We start from the raw sequence: 15,667 nt of genomic DNA on the forward strand, positions 1-15,667 counted from the left end.
CAGTTGCTAACGTTGCCAGGGAGTCGGTGATCGGAACGGGGGAGACGATGACGTTCGGCGACGAGTGGGCGCAGTTGGTATCGGAGGCCCAGCAACGGCAGTCCGTGGGGATGCGGCTCAACCAGCTGGAGCCGGGATCCGCCGGTGCCGGCATGGATCTGGTGGTCACGCAGGACGATCTCGGGGCGGTCGGTCATGAGGCGTTCCTGCTCCACGGCGAGTTGCACGAGAAGGCGGACATCGTGGGTGCGGGCGCCGACAAGAACGGAGAGGGGTCGACCGCGCGGGCGGCCAAGGAGTTCGCGGACCGCAACATGACCATGGGCGGCGAGCTGTACACCACGCTGTCGGTATGGGACTCGCAGGTGAAGACCGTCCTGCAGATGTGCGCGCACATCTCGAACCACCTCGACTACTCGAAGAAGCTGCACGCCAATGAGGACGCGGCGATCGCGGCCGCCGTCCGCGGCCGGGACGGGACCGCCATGCCGGTTTCCGAGATCTCCAAGTACGTGAGCTGACGAGGAGGTCGCACCACGATGGGCACGTTCACCTATTCCGATCTCATCGCGCTCGATCTCGGCAGACTGAACGCGGCCGTGTCCGACTGGGAGACGATGGTCGGGAACCTCGACAGGCTCCAGGCCGATGCCAGGGACGGACTGCTGAAGAAGTCCGAGGGGGCCCGCTGGCAGGGCGTCAACGCCACCGTCACCAAGGACTTCGTGCGTGGCGCCGCCAAGGAGTTCGCCGATCTCCACAGAGAGGCGCAGAGCATTCACCACGTGCTCGCCGACGCCCACGCCGAGCTCTCGCAGATCCAGAAGCGCGCCAAGGCCCTGACCGAGGAGGCACGCAAGGGGAGTCCGGACCGTAGTCCCGACCCAGACCACGGCCTGCTCGTGACGGACGGCGGGAACGGGACGGTGAAGGTGATCGAGGCGGTGTGCGACGTGAACGGAACGTCCCAGCGCACCAGGGACAGGATGCAGTGGTACGCCGACACCCTGACCGGTCTGGTCGCCCACGCCGCCGAGATCGACGCCGCGGTCACCCGGGCCCTGCGGAAGTCACACGGCGGCGACCCGCACAACGCCGGCCACGCCACCTACACCTCGCTCGACGAGGACCAGCTGCCGCGTGCGATGAAGCTCGCCTCGCTCGGCGAGGACGCGAACGCCGGGCAGCGGGCCGAACTGCGGCGGCTGTGGCAGTCACTGAGCCCGGAGGCGCGCGCCGAACTTTGGAAGGCGCGCAAGGACGACCTGCTGGCAGCCGGACTGCTCAGTCCCACGGTCAAGCAGATTGCGCCCGACAGGGGCTCGGGGCGGCATGGGGCGGAGGAACCCACCTTCACCGAGTTCATGACCAAGGACAAGATGAGGATGCTTGCCTCGGGCTCCGACTGGCAGGGCATGAACGATGCCTCCCGGCACATGCAGCACTACCTCGAGAACTCGGGGGAGCCGCTGGACCTGCCGGTGGACAAGATGCTGCACGACGACGAGGGACTCCGTATCCACGCCGAGGAAGCGATCCGCGGGAAGCAGGACGGGTGGCGGGAACAGGCGCTGGAGGAGTTCCGGCGCAATGGCGGCCGACCCGTCACCATCCCGGTGGAGACCGGCAACAGCGACTACAGCTTCCCCCAGGGCACACAGGACAACTGGTTCTACGCGGTCGGCTCCACCCGTACGAACGTCACCGGCGTGGTGACCGTGGTGCCCGGGGCCGACGGTGAGCCGAAAGTCGGGCTCGACTACCAGGTCAACGCCTGGGACCGCTACAACTGGGACGAGGGCAAGGGCGTCACCATCGGCCCGCTCAGCATTCCGGACGGCCAGCCGGCGCGGCTGCACACCACCGGTCTTGCCCAGGAGTTCGACATGCAGGGCAGCAGTTCCGTGAAGCACTACGATCTCGGTTCCGCGACGCCGAACAACGATCCGCTGCCCGCGCCGGACGATCCCGGCCGTGAAGGCACGAGGCAGGACCCGGGCAGGGAGAGGACGAAACGTTGAGCCGAGCGACCACCGCAGCTCCGCCACCGGAGGGGAAGCGCCGGCCGACGGGCGTGCGCAGGATGCTCGTCGTCCTGGGCGTGGTACTCACGGCGGCGGCCGGAGGGATCGCCGCAGTGGCGCTGCTCGGTGACCGCGCCGTGTCCGAGACGGCGGCCAAGGAGAAGAAGTGCTGCTGGGAGAAGGGCGTCACCCCCGCCGGACTCAGTGACCGGATCGGCATCAGAATCCCTGAGGAGGCTACGGACCGAAAGGCCGCGTTGAAGACCAACTCCCGTTACGACACGGGAATCCTGGCCTTCACCCTGCCCGAGGACACCGCGAACGGCTACCTCTCCCGGATGGTGCCCGAAGACACCAAGATGATCGCCAACATCGCTCCGAAGCCCGACGCGTACAAGGGGGACGCTCCGTTCACGCACCTGGGGCTGACGGAGCCGGAGACGATCACCTCGAATTTGGGGAAGACCGCTCTCTGCCCCGAGGACACAGAGACCCCGGAGGGGAAGTACCTGCGCAGCTGCGTCGACATCTACGCCCATGAGTTCGAACCGGGCAGTACGAGGATCTATGTCAGGTCGAGTGGCGGTGCGGGCCAGTGAGCGCCCCCGGGGGCGGGGCGCGTACTCCGTGTCGGTCAGTGCAGTACTGAGCCGATCCACTTCGTCGCCTGCTCCGGCGTGCTGCGGGTGTCGACGCCGAGGACGTGGATGGTGCCCAACAGGCCGCTGGGGCCGCGCACCTGGAGGGTTCGCCGGGCGTGACTGCCCGGCTGGGGATGGACGATGACGGCCGTCGAGGCGTCGGCGGACGCGTAGCCGCTTCCGTAGGTGAGGACCTGGTGGACGTCGGCCGCGCTCACGCCGTGGCGGTCGTAACGCTTGTACTTGGCGTCCACAGGCAGCAGCGTGCGATGTGCCGCGTCGTGTCCTGGAAGTCCCGGAAGGCTGAGCAGGAGATCGGGCCGGAAGGTCGAGGCGCTGCCCAGGTCTCCGCGGACCGTGATGCCGACGCCGCTTCCGCCGGGTACGGCGTGGCCGCCGTGCGGGCCGACGGCCTCGGTGCCGAGACGGCGGACGACGGCCTCCCAGAGCGCGGGCATTCTGAGCAGGAGTCCGTCCGCCGTGGTGCCGTGGTCGGTGAGCAGGTCGGTCACGCCTCCACCGCGCAGCAGCAGGCGGGCCCAGGTGTGGGCGGGCCGGTAGCGGGCGTTGAGGCGGGTGTAGTGGGTGCGGTCCAGGGCGCGGAGCGCCGCGGCCGGGGTCGGGGCCTGCGGAAAGGCGCCGGCGGCGCCGTGCAGGGCGCGCGCAAGGTCGGGACTGGCGGTCAGGCCGAGCGCTGCCTTCAGTGCGCTCCCCAGAACACGGTTGTCCCAGATGTCCGCCTCCCGGTCGAAGGTGCGGACGTGCAGCTGGTCCAGTTGCCCGTAGCGGCGGGTGGCCTGGGCGGCGATGTCCAGGCGTCCCCGGAGTACTGGTTCGACGCTCCGGCGGCGTACGTAGTCCCGGCGCACTCCCTCGCGCAGCAGCCGCTCGCACTCTTCGTGCAGGGCGGCGGCGACCAGGTCGGCGTAACCGTCGGGGCCGGTGGCCCACCGCCTGGCCGTCGCCGGGACGGGCGCGCCGAGGGCGTAGGCGAGCCAGCTCATGAGCTGCTCTCCGGGAATGGCGAACTTGGGTGCGACGACCACGCGGACACGGTCCAGGACCAGGACCCCGACGGTCGCGTCGGCCTTGAGCCGCCACCCGGTGCGCTCCCTGGTCAGGGTGAGGCAGCCCCGTGCCTGGAGGGCGTGCAGGCGGTCGACGTCCCGGGGAGTGAGCTGATCGGGCTCCAGCGGGGCGGACTCGTACTCGCCGAGCTGGACCGGGGTGCGGTCAGGCATCCGGGCCGGGAACGCCGCTGGTGAACTCGGTCGCCAGCGCGTCCGCCAGGTCCTGCGGGGGCATGAGGAGCGGACGCCCGGTCTCGGCGTCCACCAGGCCGCCGAGGATACGGTGCAACAGGTCCGCCCGGCCGAGGCAGTAGTCCTCCAGGAGCGGGATCACCTCGTGGTGGAAGGCCGCCGCCAGATCCTCCTCGGTGGCGATCGGCTCTCCGTCGCGCAGCAGGTAGGCGTGCCCGATCTGGTGGTCGGCGTCGAGATGGCGGGCGATGCGCATGTTGAGGGACTCGAAGAACGCGGCCAGGTCAAGGGGACCCACGGTCCCGGCAACCGCGTCCGGGTCCGGGCCCACGGGCAGGAAGGCGAACCGGCGGCGGACCGCGGCGTCCAGGTGGCTGATGCTCCGGTCGGCGGTGTTCATCGTGCCGATGACCCGGACGTTCGGAGGTACGGAGAAGCGTCGCCTGCTGACGGGCAGGGAGACCGGCAGGTTCCGCTTGTCGAGTTCGAGGAGCGTGATCAACTCGCCGAAGATCCGCGGCAGGTCACCGCGGTTGATCTCGTCGATGACGAGCAAGAACTTCTGGTCGGGATCGGCGGCGGCCCGGCGGCACAGGTTGTGGAACAGGCCGTCCGTGAGGGCGAGGGTGAGCCCCGGGCCGGTGGCGCTCAGCTCCGGCTTGAAGCCCTCGACGAAGTCCTCGTAGCCGTAGGAGGGATGGAAGGTGACCATGCGGACACGCTCGCCGTGCAGCATCTCGACCTGCGCCTCGGCACGTTGGCGGGCATCGGCACCGAGTACGTCCGCGTGGCCGTCCAGGGCGAGGGCGGCGCCGAGCGCGAGCCGGGTCTTGCCCGTACCGGGCGGCCCGTGCAGGATCACCTGCCCCTTGCGCTCCAGCGCGTCCAACACGGCCTGTACGTCTTCGGGCAGCGCGACCGGCGTGCCCGTCTGCGCCTGGCCCGTATCCGGGACGGAGTCAGAGCCGGAGCCGGAGTCGGCGTTGCGTGCGGTGAACCTGGCGAAGAGGGACGCGTCGACCTTGGCGAAGGTGGACCGCCACCCATGCTGGGGCTTCGGCAGTTTCTGCGCGTGGGAGAGGTCCCAGGTCACCGGGACGACGTGGTGGAACGCCGGCCGGTCCGGGTCGTAGCGGTAGCTCCCGTCCACCCTGCCGGTGGCCAGGACCTCGTCCATACCGCGGTTGGCGACGACCCGGTCTCCCGCCTCCAGGTCTCGGAAGGCCAGCAGTCGGCGGGCGAGGGTCAGGCTGCCACCACTGCTGCGCGGCCAGTGCGCGTCCAATGCCTGCTTCAGCTCGGTGTCGCTCTGGTACTGGCCGAGATCGCCGAGCTCGTCCCACCCGACGCAGATGAATGAGCCGTCCCGGCATTCCTCCCACAGACGGCCGCGCTCGCCGGGCGCGATCTTCCAGATGGTGCGTTGCCGGGGGTTGAAGTGCTTGTACAGGAAGCGCATCACCTCCTGTCCCGTCCAGCCCTCGAACTCCTCACGGGTCCGCACGAGTTCTCGCAGTTGCCGGTTCGTGCGCGAGGCGGGGACGCCGGCCTGCGCCTCGCCGCCGAGCAGCGTGACGAACGTCCGCAGATGCTCGGCCGCGTAGATCGGCAGGAAGTGCTGGGGGAAGTAGGTCGCCAGGGACTTCGTCACCAACGTCGGCCCGTACCGCAGCACTTCGAGGTCGTCCAGCGCCTCGAAGTCTCCTGCCCCGACGGCGTCGAAGGCCCGGACGAACTGTCCGCGCAGTTCCGCCCAGGCCTCCTGCGGATCCATTCCCCTCAGCGGAGCGGCCAGCCGCCATTCGCCGGAGTTGTGGTGGTACATGATGTGCTTCGCGGCACTGCCGCCCCTGATGCTGCCCAGACTCGGGGTGAGGAACTCCAGCAGCCGGCAGTACGTCGGCGCCGACCCGGGCGGCGCGGCCTGCCCGAGCGCGTAGCGCTCCAGCGGCAACTCCGCCCACTCCTCCAACGGGAACTGGGCCAGCACCTGCTTGCGCTCGTCCTCGGCAGTCGCCTCGACGTCCGCCACGGAGGTCCGGTCGAACTCGGCCGCCGCCGTGCGCACATCCACCGCGTTCGTCATGGAGGCCATGATGCCGGAGCGCGCGGTGGCGTCCCCATCGCGCGGCGAGGTTGGGCAACTTCCTGCGTGCGACTCAGGTGGCTGGCACGATGCTCAGCACGTCGAGGTGGCCTCCTGGGCGGCGGGCGCCAGGGCGATGGGAGAGATCGTGCAGGACTGGATCTACATCCTCAATCCGAACAAGGACACCCTCGACGGGGAGCCCTCCGACAAGGAGACCGTGCGCCGTCTCGCCCACGAGGACCCCGAGCTTGACCTCTGGCTCAGCAGACGAAACCGCATGAACCCTGGCGACCGCCTGTGGTTCTTCTTCAGTCAACCTGAGTCTGCGGTGGCCGCGGTGGCCGAGGTCGACAGGGAGCCGCGTGAGGACCCCGACGACCCCGATTTCTCCTACCGGGTCGACGTGACCCTGCTGACCGGGCCCACGGACACTCTGTACGGCAACCCGGTGGGCCGGGGCGACCTGGAACTCGGCCAGGTTCGGTCCGTGCAGAAGGTCAAACCGGCGGCGTTGCAGATCCTGCTCGCGAGAGCCGGCATGTGAGACGACCGTCGCGGAAGACTGGTTGAGGCGATCTTGCGAACGCGCCTGGACGTAGTCGCCGAAGGCTTACCGCCGATCAGCCGTCGACGCGTCGCCCGTGCCCCGGGGAAGGTCTTCGACCCTGGCGAGAACTCCTTCGGACAGCGCCTTGAACTCCTTGAAGCAGGTCTTCACGTACTGCTGGGTGCTGCCCAGCGCACCGTCGGCCGGCCTCAGATCGAACATGGGCTTGCGCGCGTCGTGCGCCAGGGGCATCAGGCTTCGGTAGTTCCTCATCGTGGCGATGCGGTGGCTGTCGTCCCCGCGCGAGGGCGGGGACTCGCCGAGGACCGCCGAGGAGTAGACCCAGGGAATGCGCTGGAGCCATCGCTGGTACGCCTTGACCGGCCTGTCGAGGCGCATTTCCGGCTGCATGATGACGTACCCCAGCGGCTGCATGCTCGCGCGAGGAGCGGAAATGGTCTCGGGCACTCTGGGCAGGACGAGGGACTGCCAGTCGCTGCGCCACTGGCGCAGCGTCGGGCCCAGGTTGCTCAGGCCCTTCAGGGAGAACAGGTCCGCGGCCAGGGGCATCAGTACGGTGTCTGCCGAGATCAGCGCGGCCCGGTTGATGGCACCCAGGTTGGGGCCCACGTCGATCAGTACGATATCGGCGTCCACGGCTCGCGCCGCCTGCTCGATGATGCGGTGGAACGACGTGGACGTGCGAATGGCCGCGACATCGCCCGCATATGCGCGTGACCATTCATTGGACAGTTTGTCCTCGAAACGGCTCAGGTCGAGACTCCCCGGCAGCAGCCATAGGTCCGGCTGGAGCCGGGCCGGCTCGACGACCGCGATGTCGCCCGTGCCCTCCAGGATGGGACGGACGGCGTCGGCGATGGTCTGGCCGCTGCGCACCCGCCCCGTGCCCGGTAGGCCCGCCATGGCCGCTCCCTGGTTGATGAGCTCCGAAGAGTTCTCCCAGAGCTCTTCGATCTCGGTCTCCTCCAGGCACATCGACGTGAGGTTGGCCTGGGGATCGAGATCGACCGCCAGCACACTCAGGCCGAGTCGCCTGATCATGTGGGCGAGGTGATAGGTGAGGGTTGTTTTGCCCACACCGCCCTTGTTGTTGAACAGCGCGATCGAGGTCATGCGGCCCTCCGGATGACGACGGCCCAGGACGTGTCGTCTACCTGGAACTCGGCGGGCGGGTTTCCGTTGGTCTCCAGCGCCTTCCTCACCCGGCCGATACCCCGGCCGAACCGGTTCACATAGCCGAGGCCCTTCATCGCGGCGGCAAGGGAAGGATTGCGGTAGTCGGTGACCCGGTCGAAGTTGTCGTCCCGGACCTGCCCGAAAGGCCCACCGGGGTTGGTTACCTCGATGCGGTCGTCGAACCACACGATGCGGGTCGGCGCGTACGAGGTCTCGTAGTTCCGGTGCATGAGGGCATTCATGCAGAGTTCCCGCAGTGCTTCCAGCGGATAGTCCGGGCGGGGCGTCTCGCGGAAGCCGTCCTCCACGAGGCGGGTGCGCAGATTGCTCCGCAGGAGGGGTTCGAGCCGGGCCGACAGCCCGACCAGGTTCTGCCGCAGTTCCTGCTCGTCCGCGACGGGGGCGTCGAGGTCCGTGCCCTGATAGCGGACGAACTGGAGGTACGCACCGGGAATGTGGCTCCCGGGGTCGAGGCCGACGGTGAGCAGGCCGAGCACGGTCGGCGTACCTTCCGGCGTCATGAGGTGGAGGGACGACAGCTGGAGGTCCACCGGACGGCCGTTCTCCTCGATGACCTCGGGCGCGACCATGGAAGGCAGATACGACTGCCGGAACAGGTCGAGGTCCAGGTCGTCGAGGCGGGCAAGAGACAGCGGCCGTGTGTCGAACGGGATGTCCTTGGCGCGACGCCGCTCCGCCAGCACGCGCTCGTCCTCGCGGCTCGCCCTGCGCGTGGTGGGGCCGGGACGGACCCAGATGACGCCCTCGAACCGGACTGGTGGGGTCGCGCAGGCCTCGACATGGAGCCGGATGACCGGCTTCCCCCGGAAGACGGCCCGATCGACGGTGAGCGACGGGCGGTCGAGGATACGGCCGTCGTCCCGCAGCTCGGTGAGCTGAAGGAGCGCCCGGTCGCTCAGGTCGACATCGTCGACCGGGCGCCCCTTGTCGTCCACACCGATGAGGACATCGCCGCCCCCACGGCCGCACAAATCGTTGGCCATGGCGCACACCGCGTTTCCGATGGCGTCTCCACGTCTCCCCTCGCGTTTCGCGGTGCGCTTGAACTCAAGGGACGCGGACTCCTGCGTGCCCAGGAGGTCGGCAAGATCCGTACTGTTGTCGCTCACGGTGCCCATTGTGCCGTGCGGGGTGTGCCCAGCAGCGTTCCGAGCCCGGTGGTGGATCGGGGCCGGCGCCTGTGGGCCCGGCGGACGACATCAACCGCCGGGCCCGATCCATCCCCAACGAGGACATCACGGACCGGCGCAATCTGGACCTTCAGAAATCGGTGTCGGAGGCCGCCGATCCTGACACCAGCCACCTGGAGCGGGCTTACCAGGAGTTGGGGGTCACGCTCGGCCGGCAGATGCGACCTTTCCAAGGCGGTCCAGCGCGGCTTCAGCGTCGAGGACCGCATCATCGAGCCGCGGCTGACGGATGAGGGCGAGGAGGGGCGGTCTCTTCGGTTTCCGCTTCTGAGCTGATGTGGCCAGGAGGAGCCCTGCCGCCGTGTGTCATGCTGTGGCGGTTTTCGGAAGGGGAGGGTGAGATGACTGAGAAGCCGCTGACGCACAAGCAGGCGCTCGCCGCGGTGATCCAGGCGCTGGGAGGCACCTGGGACACCGAACGTGCCGTACTGGCTCTACGAGTCGCCGGGTACCGGCCGACGGACGACGAAGCCGCGGGCAAGGAGGCCCGCCGCAACCTGCGCGAGCTCGCCCAGGACAGTGTGATCGTGAGGCCGGACCTGGACCAGGCCGTGTATCGGCCGGCGTAGTCGCCGCCGCAGGGCTCCGTCACTGACCCGTCAAGGGATGAGCTCCGGAAGCCGTTCGTGGTGATGTGTACCTGGAGACCTGCGCCGCTGCCGGAACGGCTCGTGTCCCGGCAGCGGTGTCATCTCTTAACTCGTTGCGGTCAGAGCTCCCATACTTGATCCGGGTCGTCCAGTGCCGCCCGGACCTGAGAGAGGTCTCCGATGTCCGCGAGCGGCGAGCTCTTGGCGATGTCGACGATCCCCCGCACGACGGTGTGCAGCACTTCGCCGTTGCCCTCGTCGAGTGCTCTGTCCAGCCGGGCGAACATCTCCTCGTAGAGGTTGCGTCGTTCCGCGAATGCCTGTGCGAAGTACTCCTTGAGGACGGCTTCAGCGGCCCGGATCCGAGCGACTTCCGTGGCTTCGTAGGCCTCCAGCCGGGCTCTCTTGGTGCTCTCAACCTCGTGAACGTGGATGCACTCTCGGGCGGCGTCGACAATCTGGTTCAACGCGGCGAAGCCGTCCATCGCACGAACGGAGCCCTTGGCCGCGTTGACGACCTTGCCTACATGCACCTTGGGCCGGTCAGCCATCATGAGTCTCCTCGGTCAAGGGTCTGTATCTGATGGTGAGGCTTGCGCTGCGCTCGTCCAACTTGCCTTCACTGTCGACAATCGGAGTCGCAGCCACGTCGCGGACCGCCATGGTCAGTGTCATGGCCCGCTGGAAGCGCGCGGCGTGCCTCGGTGGATCGAACGGCTCGGACTCCAGAAGCTCCAGCGCGTCGAGCACTCGGAAGGTGAGGTCCGTGAGAAGCCCGCGCAGTTCCGCGGCGCGGGCGTCGACGCCCTTCAGGCGGGCGTCCGTCTCGTCGAGCTCAGCCATTGCCACGGCGATCTGCGCCTCGAACTCCCTCGCCCGGGTGAGCGCCTTCGTGCCTTGGCCCTTGACGACCAGTCCACCGACGAGCAGCGCGGGACCGATGGTGACGAAGTTGAGCGCCGTGGCTCCCAGGGCCATCCCGCCGCCACCTGATGCAAGCGACCCACCACCCAGGAAGGCGAGGGCCGCACTTTCGGCCGCGGCGCCCGTCAAGCCCGAGATCGCCACTCCGGTACTCGCGACTCCGAAGCTGCTCGCTGCCGCCGTGATCCCAGCACCTGCGCCCGCTCCTGCCGCCGCGGATCCGAGAGCCCCACCGATCCATCCCACCGCGTCGACATCGAGGCCGCGAAGCCCGGGGATCTTGGTCATGGTGGCGTCGACGCCCTCCACCAGCAGCCGCTCGCTCTCGCGCACCTGCCGCTCGTGGCGACGCAGGAAGTCGCCCATGCGTACGACGACATCGGTGAACGCCTGCCTCTGCTGTTCCCCCAGCGCCTCAAGGGCGGTGTTCGTCGCCGCCAGTTCGTCCTCGGTCTGGGCTCGGCGTCGCTCGTAGCCCTGGCCCGCCTCCTTGAGCCGCTCCCTCGAACGCTTCAGGTCGTGGAAGCCTTTGCCGCCGAGGATGGCCCCGCTACCACCGGTCGCCACACCGACACCGATGAGTAGGACTGGTATGAAGAATGGCACGATCTCCCCCTCAATGACCCATGACCCTGCGCGAACCAGTAAGTTCAACCGCTCTGTTCCCGTTGCTGGGTGCGGCGGAAGGGGCCACGCGTGCTATCGATGCGCGTTGTTGGCGCCTCAAGCATGACGGTAGCTTGTTAACGGCGTCAACGCGCTTGCGCGATTTCCGGGGATCCGAATTTGTGTACGCGCTGGGGTGTCAGCCCAGGCGGTCCTGCCGCTCGGCGGGTACGGCTCCACGCCCCAACGGTCGGCGCCTGGAAGCCCGTTGCCGCGTCGGCGCCGTTAGCCTGTGGGTATGTCGGAGCGTGTCATGCCCGGTCGCACGGACGGCCTGATCACCCTGGGTGCCGCGGACGCTCTGTGGGTCCATCTGACGGCCGACAGTGCTGTGCCGACGGCTTCTGGGGCATTCACCCGCTCTCCTGCCCATGCCCGGGTGGGGTACGTCCTGCTCGGCGGCCATGTGGTGGCGACGCTGAGGGCGAGCGGCGGTCAGTGGAGTGTCCCGGAGGGTGACGTGCGCCGGGCGGCCGCGGAACTGAACGCGGTGGGAATGGACCGGCAGGACCTGGTTCGCATCGGTCCGTTTCGTGGGGCGCCGAGGCAGGAGTGCGACGAGGAGACGCCGCTGCGTTGGCGCCGGCGCATCACGGGGGAACTGCGGGAGGTGGGCGGCCCCGAGCGGGCAGCACGACGTGACCTCGGCCGGCCGTACCATCTGGCGGGGATCGACTGGCGACAGATGCTCGTGGAGCAGACCCGCGACGGGACACAGCGCACGTGGTGGCTGCCGCGCGCCATGGTCAGGCTGCTCGACGCGGCCGAGCACGCCGAAGCGCAGCGGGTGCAGGCCGCGCGGACCCGCCGGGCAGGCGCAGCCGCCACCGGGCCGCCCTCCCACCCCCGGCGGGCCCGAGACGCCGACGGTCGGCGAGACGTCGACGGTCGGCAGACGACGAGCCCCGAGGGCCCCACCGCCTCACCGCGCCCGTACAACGCAGAGCTGGAAGGCCAGCTGTACTCGGTGCTCACCAGGAAGCCCGGTACCTCCCGCAGGGTGGCCGGGTGGGCGTGCGCCGTCTGCCGCACCGCGCCCGCCACGGTGCTCGACCACTGCCACGAACACGGCTACGTCCGCGCCCCCGTCTGCCAGTCCTGCAACACACTGGAACGTCCCGACCACCTGTACAGCAACGACATCCGGGTGGCGAACCGCTACACACGCCTCTTCCACACCGACACCGACGGCTGGCTCCGCCACTGGCACCGCTGCCCCGGCTGCCGCGCCCGCGCCACCCTGCCCCTGCCGCACCTCGCCGCATGGACCGCCCACATAGCCTGCCGATCGCTGCGCCCGACCCACCGAGCCCCCCGCGGGCGCACACCCTGCGGTGTTCTGCGCGTGTCCTGGACGGGCAGTCAGAACACGCCCCGTTCCTGCCTGCTCACGGTCGCCGTCGACTGCTGCCCCTCCGGCGAGCACCGCGTCTTGGCGCGCGTCCCCTACCGCGAAGCCGTCGAGCGGTTTCGCGTCTGGTTGGCCGAGACGGCCCCCGCCGTGGCCGCCGCGGCCGGTCCCGACCGCGTGGACGACCTCCCCGCCCAGTCCCGGCCAGTCATCGCGGACACCAGCGGCGAGGGCCTGGCACTGTTCTGAGCGGGCACCGGGAGGCCTGACGCCCCAACACCCCAACGTCACCCCGCAGTTACCGGCCCCCGACACGTCACCCCGCACGTCTGGCGAAACGCGCGGCAGAACTCTTAGAACTCCTAACGAAATGATCTTCGAGCTGGTTGGATCACTCCGGGACTGACGACCTGGGGGTGTGCGGTGGCGCGGCCGAAGCCGTGGGAAGCCGAAGACGAGCTGTGGGCGGTGATCGAGCGACGTGCCGGACTTCCGGACGTCGAAGTTGCAGAGATGCGCAAGGCCGTAATGGCGGCGAGATTTCCTGACGGGTCGTGCCGGTGGGGCGGATCAGTGGGTGAAGGCGACAGATTCAGCGAGATCCTTCTGGGTCTCGAGCGCGGTGAGACGTTCGGTGAGTGCCGCGTGGATTGCGCTATAGGTGTCGGAGCCGAGAGTCAGGCGCAGTGGCGGGCTCGGGTGGCGGGTGGTGTCGTAAATGGCGGCGGCGAGCTTGGCCGGATCGCCGGTGAAGACGCTCTCGTCTGCGGTTTCCAGGTAGTGCCGGGTCTGGCCGACGGCATTGTCGCGGTAGACGGTCGTTTCGGTGGTGTATTGCAGGGCCGAAGCGAAGCCTGTGCGGGTGGCGCCGGGCTCGACCAGAGTGAGGTGAATGTTGAAGTCGGAGACCTCGCGGCTGACGCTCTCGGTGAAGCCCTCCAGCCCCCACTTGCCCGCGTGATAGGAGCTGTGAGTGGGGATACCGACCTGGCCGCCCACGCTGGAGATCTGGATGATCCGGCCACCGCCCTGCTCGCGCATCGGCTGCAGGAAGGCGCGGGTGATCACCATCGGCGCGAGCAGGAGCACCTCGATCTGGTCGCGAATCTGCTCGACGGTCATTTCCTCGGCGGCGCCCACAACCGCGTATCCGGCATTGTTGACCACAATGTCCACCGGCCCGGACCGGAGCGTCCTGCCGACCACCTTGTCCACATCGGCCGGCCGCGTGAGGTCGAGGATCTCGACAGCCAGCCGGTCGCCGTGTGTCTCGCGCAGGTCTTCCAGAGCTGCCGGGCGGCGGACCGTCGCCGTAACGCGGTCGCCGTTCCGGAGGGCGTGCTCGGTGAGATGGCGGCCCAGTCCACCGGAGGCTCCGGTGACGAACCAGTGACGTGAGGCCTTGTCGGAGGGAGCGGGCATGGGGGTCTCCTGAAGTAGAGTGATACCGGAATCTGTTCCGTTTAAAGCTAAGCGGAACGGATTCCGGAAAGCAACTGGAGACCGACACCGAAGGAACCCGCATGCCCGCCACGCCCCGCCGCACCAGGAGTGACGCGCTGCAGAACCGGGAGCGCCTGCTGGAGGTCGCCGCGCAGGCCTTCGCCGAGCAGGGGCTGGGCACCGCGCCTGCCGCCATCGCCAAGCAGGCGGGCGTCGGTGTCGGAACGCTCTACCGGCACTTCCCGACTCGGGAAGTCCTCATCGACGCCGCCTACCGGCGTCAACTCACCCAGGTGTGCGAGAAGGTGAACGACCTTCTCACCCAGCACCCGGCCGCCGAGGCCACCCGGATGTGGATGGAACACTTCATCCGCTACGCCACGGCAAAGAGCGGAATGTCCGAAGCCCTCAACGCGGTCATCGCCTCCGGCATCGATCCATATTCCGACAGCCGCGCACTCCTTACCGACGCCGTCGCCAGCCTCCTCGCGGCCGGCGCCCGAGACGGAAGCCTGCGCACGGACGTCGCCCCGGACAATGTCCTACTCCTCATGGGTGGCATCGCCTATTCCGTGCAGCACGGCACCGAAGAGCAAGCCCGTCCGCTCGTCGACCTCTTCATGGACGCGCTGACCAAGGACTCGACCGCGAGCTGAACCCGAGCTCCCGGACCGGCACACCAACGCGAGCGCAGCCACGGTCAGTTCATCGAGTGGCTCCGTCGGCACTCACGAGGTTCTGGACACATGCCGCGCACCGAGTTCTGAGCGCATTCCGTTAGGAGTTCTTACCGGAACTCATGCAGAAGGCGCCAGCGTTCACACCGGGGTGAACGCTCGATCCTCGCCAAAGTCGGCTGGCTCAACTCCGCGCGCACGGTCAACTCCCGCGTTCCGTGGGCCATGAAGTGGCCCCGGTCGGCTACGGAGGATCCCGGCCGGGGCCGTGCCGCGACTGTCAGGCGCGGGCCTGGACGACGAGCGTGCCGATGTGCCCGGCTTTCGGGGCATCCACCACCATCGCCTCAGCGGACGTGAAACCAGCCCGGAACAGGTGCCGCTCCCACACGGCGGGCTTGTAGCTGTACCGGTACGTGAACATGGCCTTCCCCGCGAACCCGCCCTTGTACATGCCCTGCGGCCCGTAGGCGCCCGGGATGGCCGGCGGCTGGGAGAACACGAAGACGCCGCCCGGGACGAGGTGCTTGTGGACGAGGGGGAAGAGGCAGGACGGGTCGGTGAACCAGGCCGCGCCGAAGATGGAGTACACGGCGTCGTACCGCCCCTCGTCGGCGGCGAGCCAATCGACGATCTCTCCCGGCTCGATCCGCACCCCGAGCGGCGCCCACTTCTCGCCCGCGAGCGCCACCATGCGCGGCGACAGATCGACCCCGGTGGCCTTGACGCCTTGCTGTGCGAGGTGGGCGAGAGCGCGGCCGGTGCCGCATCCGATCTCGAGCACGGTCTCCGGGCTGCCGAGGAGTTCGGGACCGGGGCCGTGGCCGGCGTACTGGGTCCAGCAGAACGACGGCTCGGCGTCGTCCTTGAACGCGGACTCGGCGTACGCGTCCCACAGTTCGGTCTCGGCGGCGATGTCGTGCGGCACGGGCACAGCTGTTCCTCTGGTCGTCGGGATGCGGGAGCCCCCGCCCTCGGGGAGCCGTGAGGGCGGGGGCGACTGTAGTCGGGGCCAGTGGCTGTCGGGGACCTTGTCGTCGCACGG

Annotated in this window: 15 protein-coding genes; 7 read left to right on the top strand and 8 right to left on the bottom strand. The window is 68.8% G+C overall.

The annotated features are described in order from the left end of the window. Window positions 1-47: 47 nt before the first annotated feature. Genes OG272_RS40790 through OG272_RS40800 form a run of 3 tightly spaced genes read left to right on the top strand, consistent with a single transcriptional unit; the run spans window position 48 to window position 2,623 of the window. Window positions 48-521 (top strand): hypothetical protein, encoded by a 474-nt coding sequence (locus OG272_RS40790; protein ID WP_326585542.1) that lies wholly within the window; start codon window positions 48-50, stop codon window positions 519-521. 18 nt (window positions 522-539) lie between these two features. Continuing rightward, window positions 540-2,021 (top strand): hypothetical protein, encoded by a 1,482-nt coding sequence (locus OG272_RS40795; RefSeq protein ID WP_405895719.1) that lies wholly within the window; start codon window positions 540-542, stop codon window positions 2,019-2,021. After that, entirely contained in the window at window positions 2,018-2,623 is a 606-nt protein-coding gene (locus tag OG272_RS40800; protein ID WP_405895720.1) for a hypothetical protein, read from the top strand. The genes OG272_RS40795 and OG272_RS40800 overlap by 4 nt, the downstream gene beginning before the upstream one ends. A gap of 35 nt (window positions 2,624-2,658) precedes the next feature. Here the strand turns inward: OG272_RS40800 and OG272_RS40805 are convergent, their stop codons facing one another. Continuing rightward, window positions 2,659-3,906 carry a 5-methylcytosine restriction system specificity protein McrC gene (locus tag OG272_RS40805; protein WP_327726886.1) on the bottom strand — a complete coding sequence of 416 codons (1,248 nt, stop codon included), beginning with the start codon at window positions 3,904-3,906 and terminating at the stop codon, window positions 2,659-2,661. Further along, complete coding sequence (locus OG272_RS40810; protein WP_327726885.1) at window positions 3,899-6,013, bottom strand: AAA family ATPase; 2,115 nt, start codon at window positions 6,011-6,013, stop codon at window positions 3,899-3,901. Before OG272_RS40810 ends, OG272_RS40805 begins: the two co-directional genes overlap by 8 nt. A gap of 136 nt (window positions 6,014-6,149) precedes the next feature. Here OG272_RS40810 and OG272_RS40815 point away from each other — a divergent pair, with 136 nt between their 5' ends. Further along, window positions 6,150-6,560: an EVE domain-containing protein gene (locus OG272_RS40815; RefSeq protein ID WP_327726884.1), complete on the top strand. Its 411-nt coding sequence runs from the start codon at window positions 6,150-6,152 to the stop codon at window positions 6,558-6,560. Window positions 6,561-6,626: 66 nt separating this feature from the next. Here the strand turns inward: OG272_RS40815 and OG272_RS40820 are convergent, their stop codons facing one another. Beyond that, window positions 6,627-7,697, bottom strand: a complete 1,071-nt coding sequence (locus OG272_RS40820; RefSeq protein WP_327726883.1) for an AAA family ATPase — start codon at window positions 7,695-7,697, stop codon at window positions 6,627-6,629. Next, entirely contained in the window at window positions 7,694-8,899 is a 1,206-nt protein-coding gene (locus OG272_RS40825; RefSeq protein WP_327726882.1) for an ATP-binding protein, read from the bottom strand. Before OG272_RS40825 ends, OG272_RS40820 begins: the two co-directional genes overlap by 4 nt. A gap of 413 nt (window positions 8,900-9,312) precedes the next feature. Here OG272_RS40825 and OG272_RS40830 point away from each other — a divergent pair, with 413 nt between their 5' ends. Further along, window positions 9,313-9,540, top strand: a complete 228-nt coding sequence (locus OG272_RS40830) for a hypothetical protein (protein WP_327726881.1) — start codon at window positions 9,313-9,315, stop codon at window positions 9,538-9,540. Between the two features lie 140 nt (window positions 9,541-9,680). Here OG272_RS40830 and OG272_RS40835 read toward each other — a convergent pair whose 3' ends face one another. Both OG272_RS40835 and OG272_RS40840 read right to left on the bottom strand, forming a co-directional pair. Continuing rightward, entirely contained in the window at window positions 9,681-10,115 is a 435-nt protein-coding gene (locus OG272_RS40835) for a hypothetical protein (protein ID WP_327726880.1), read from the bottom strand. Further along, window positions 10,105-11,091 (bottom strand): hypothetical protein, encoded by a 987-nt coding sequence (locus OG272_RS40840; protein ID WP_327726879.1) that lies wholly within the window; start codon window positions 11,089-11,091, stop codon window positions 10,105-10,107. The genes OG272_RS40835 and OG272_RS40840 overlap by 11 nt, the downstream gene beginning before the upstream one ends. A 298-nt stretch (window positions 11,092-11,389) precedes the next feature. Here OG272_RS40840 and OG272_RS40845 point away from each other — a divergent pair, with 298 nt between their 5' ends. Then, a complete protein-coding gene (locus OG272_RS40845; RefSeq protein ID WP_405895721.1) occupies window positions 11,390-12,751 on the top strand; it encodes an endonuclease domain-containing protein in 1,362 nt (453 codons plus the stop codon). A gap of 321 nt (window positions 12,752-13,072) precedes the next feature. On the opposite strand, the gene OG272_RS40850 is transcribed toward OG272_RS40845, so the two are convergent. After that, window positions 13,073-13,924 (bottom strand): SDR family oxidoreductase, encoded by an 852-nt coding sequence (locus OG272_RS40850; RefSeq protein WP_326574703.1) that lies wholly within the window; start codon window positions 13,922-13,924, stop codon window positions 13,073-13,075. Between the two features lie 101 nt (window positions 13,925-14,025). On the opposite strand from OG272_RS40850, the gene OG272_RS40855 reads away from it, so the two are divergent. Then, window positions 14,026-14,601: a TetR/AcrR family transcriptional regulator gene (locus OG272_RS40855; RefSeq protein ID WP_327726877.1), complete on the top strand. Its 576-nt coding sequence runs from the start codon at window positions 14,026-14,028 to the stop codon at window positions 14,599-14,601. A gap of 301 nt (window positions 14,602-14,902) precedes the next feature. On the opposite strand, the gene OG272_RS40860 is transcribed toward OG272_RS40855, so the two are convergent. Beyond that, window positions 14,903-15,556, bottom strand: coding sequence for a class I SAM-dependent methyltransferase (locus tag OG272_RS40860; protein WP_405896120.1), 654 nt, complete (start codon window positions 15,554-15,556; stop codon window positions 14,903-14,905). Between the last annotated feature and the right edge of the window lie 111 nt (window positions 15,557-15,667).

The organism is Streptomyces sp. NBC_00104, assembly GCF_045160825.1.
Classification (GTDB): domain Bacteria; phylum Actinomycetota; class Actinomycetes; order Streptomycetales; family Streptomycetaceae; genus Streptomyces.

Coding starts and splice junctions, on each gene's coding strand:
- OG272_RS40790 (WP_326585542.1), top strand. CDS start 48: ATGACGTTCGGCGACGAGTGGGCGCAGTTGGTATCGGAGGCCCAGCAA.
- OG272_RS40795 (WP_405895719.1), top strand. CDS start 540: ATGGGCACGTTCACCTATTCCGATCTCATCGCGCTCGATCTCGGCAGA.
- OG272_RS40805 (WP_327726886.1), bottom strand. CDS start 3,906: ATGCCTGACCGCACCCCGGTCCAGCTCGGCGAGTACGAGTCCGCCCCG.
- OG272_RS40810 (WP_327726885.1), bottom strand. CDS start 6,013: ATGACGAACGCGGTGGATGTGCGCACGGCGGCGGCCGAGTTCGACCGG.
- OG272_RS40815 (WP_327726884.1), top strand. CDS start 6,150: ATGGGAGAGATCGTGCAGGACTGGATCTACATCCTCAATCCGAACAAG.
- OG272_RS40820 (WP_327726883.1), bottom strand. CDS start 7,697: ATGACCTCGATCGCGCTGTTCAACAACAAGGGCGGTGTGGGCAAAACA.
- OG272_RS40825 (WP_327726882.1), bottom strand. CDS start 8,899: ATGGGCACCGTGAGCGACAACAGTACGGATCTTGCCGACCTCCTGGGC.
- OG272_RS40830 (WP_327726881.1), top strand. CDS start 9,313: ATGACTGAGAAGCCGCTGACGCACAAGCAGGCGCTCGCCGCGGTGATC.
- OG272_RS40835 (WP_327726880.1), bottom strand. CDS start 10,115: ATGATGGCTGACCGGCCCAAGGTGCATGTAGGCAAGGTCGTCAACGCG.
- OG272_RS40845 (WP_405895721.1), top strand. CDS start 11,390: ATGTCGGAGCGTGTCATGCCCGGTCGCACGGACGGCCTGATCACCCTG.
- OG272_RS40850 (WP_326574703.1), bottom strand. CDS start 13,924: ATGCCCGCTCCCTCCGACAAGGCCTCACGTCACTGGTTCGTCACCGGA.
- OG272_RS40855 (WP_327726877.1), top strand. CDS start 14,026: ATGCCCGCCACGCCCCGCCGCACCAGGAGTGACGCGCTGCAGAACCGG.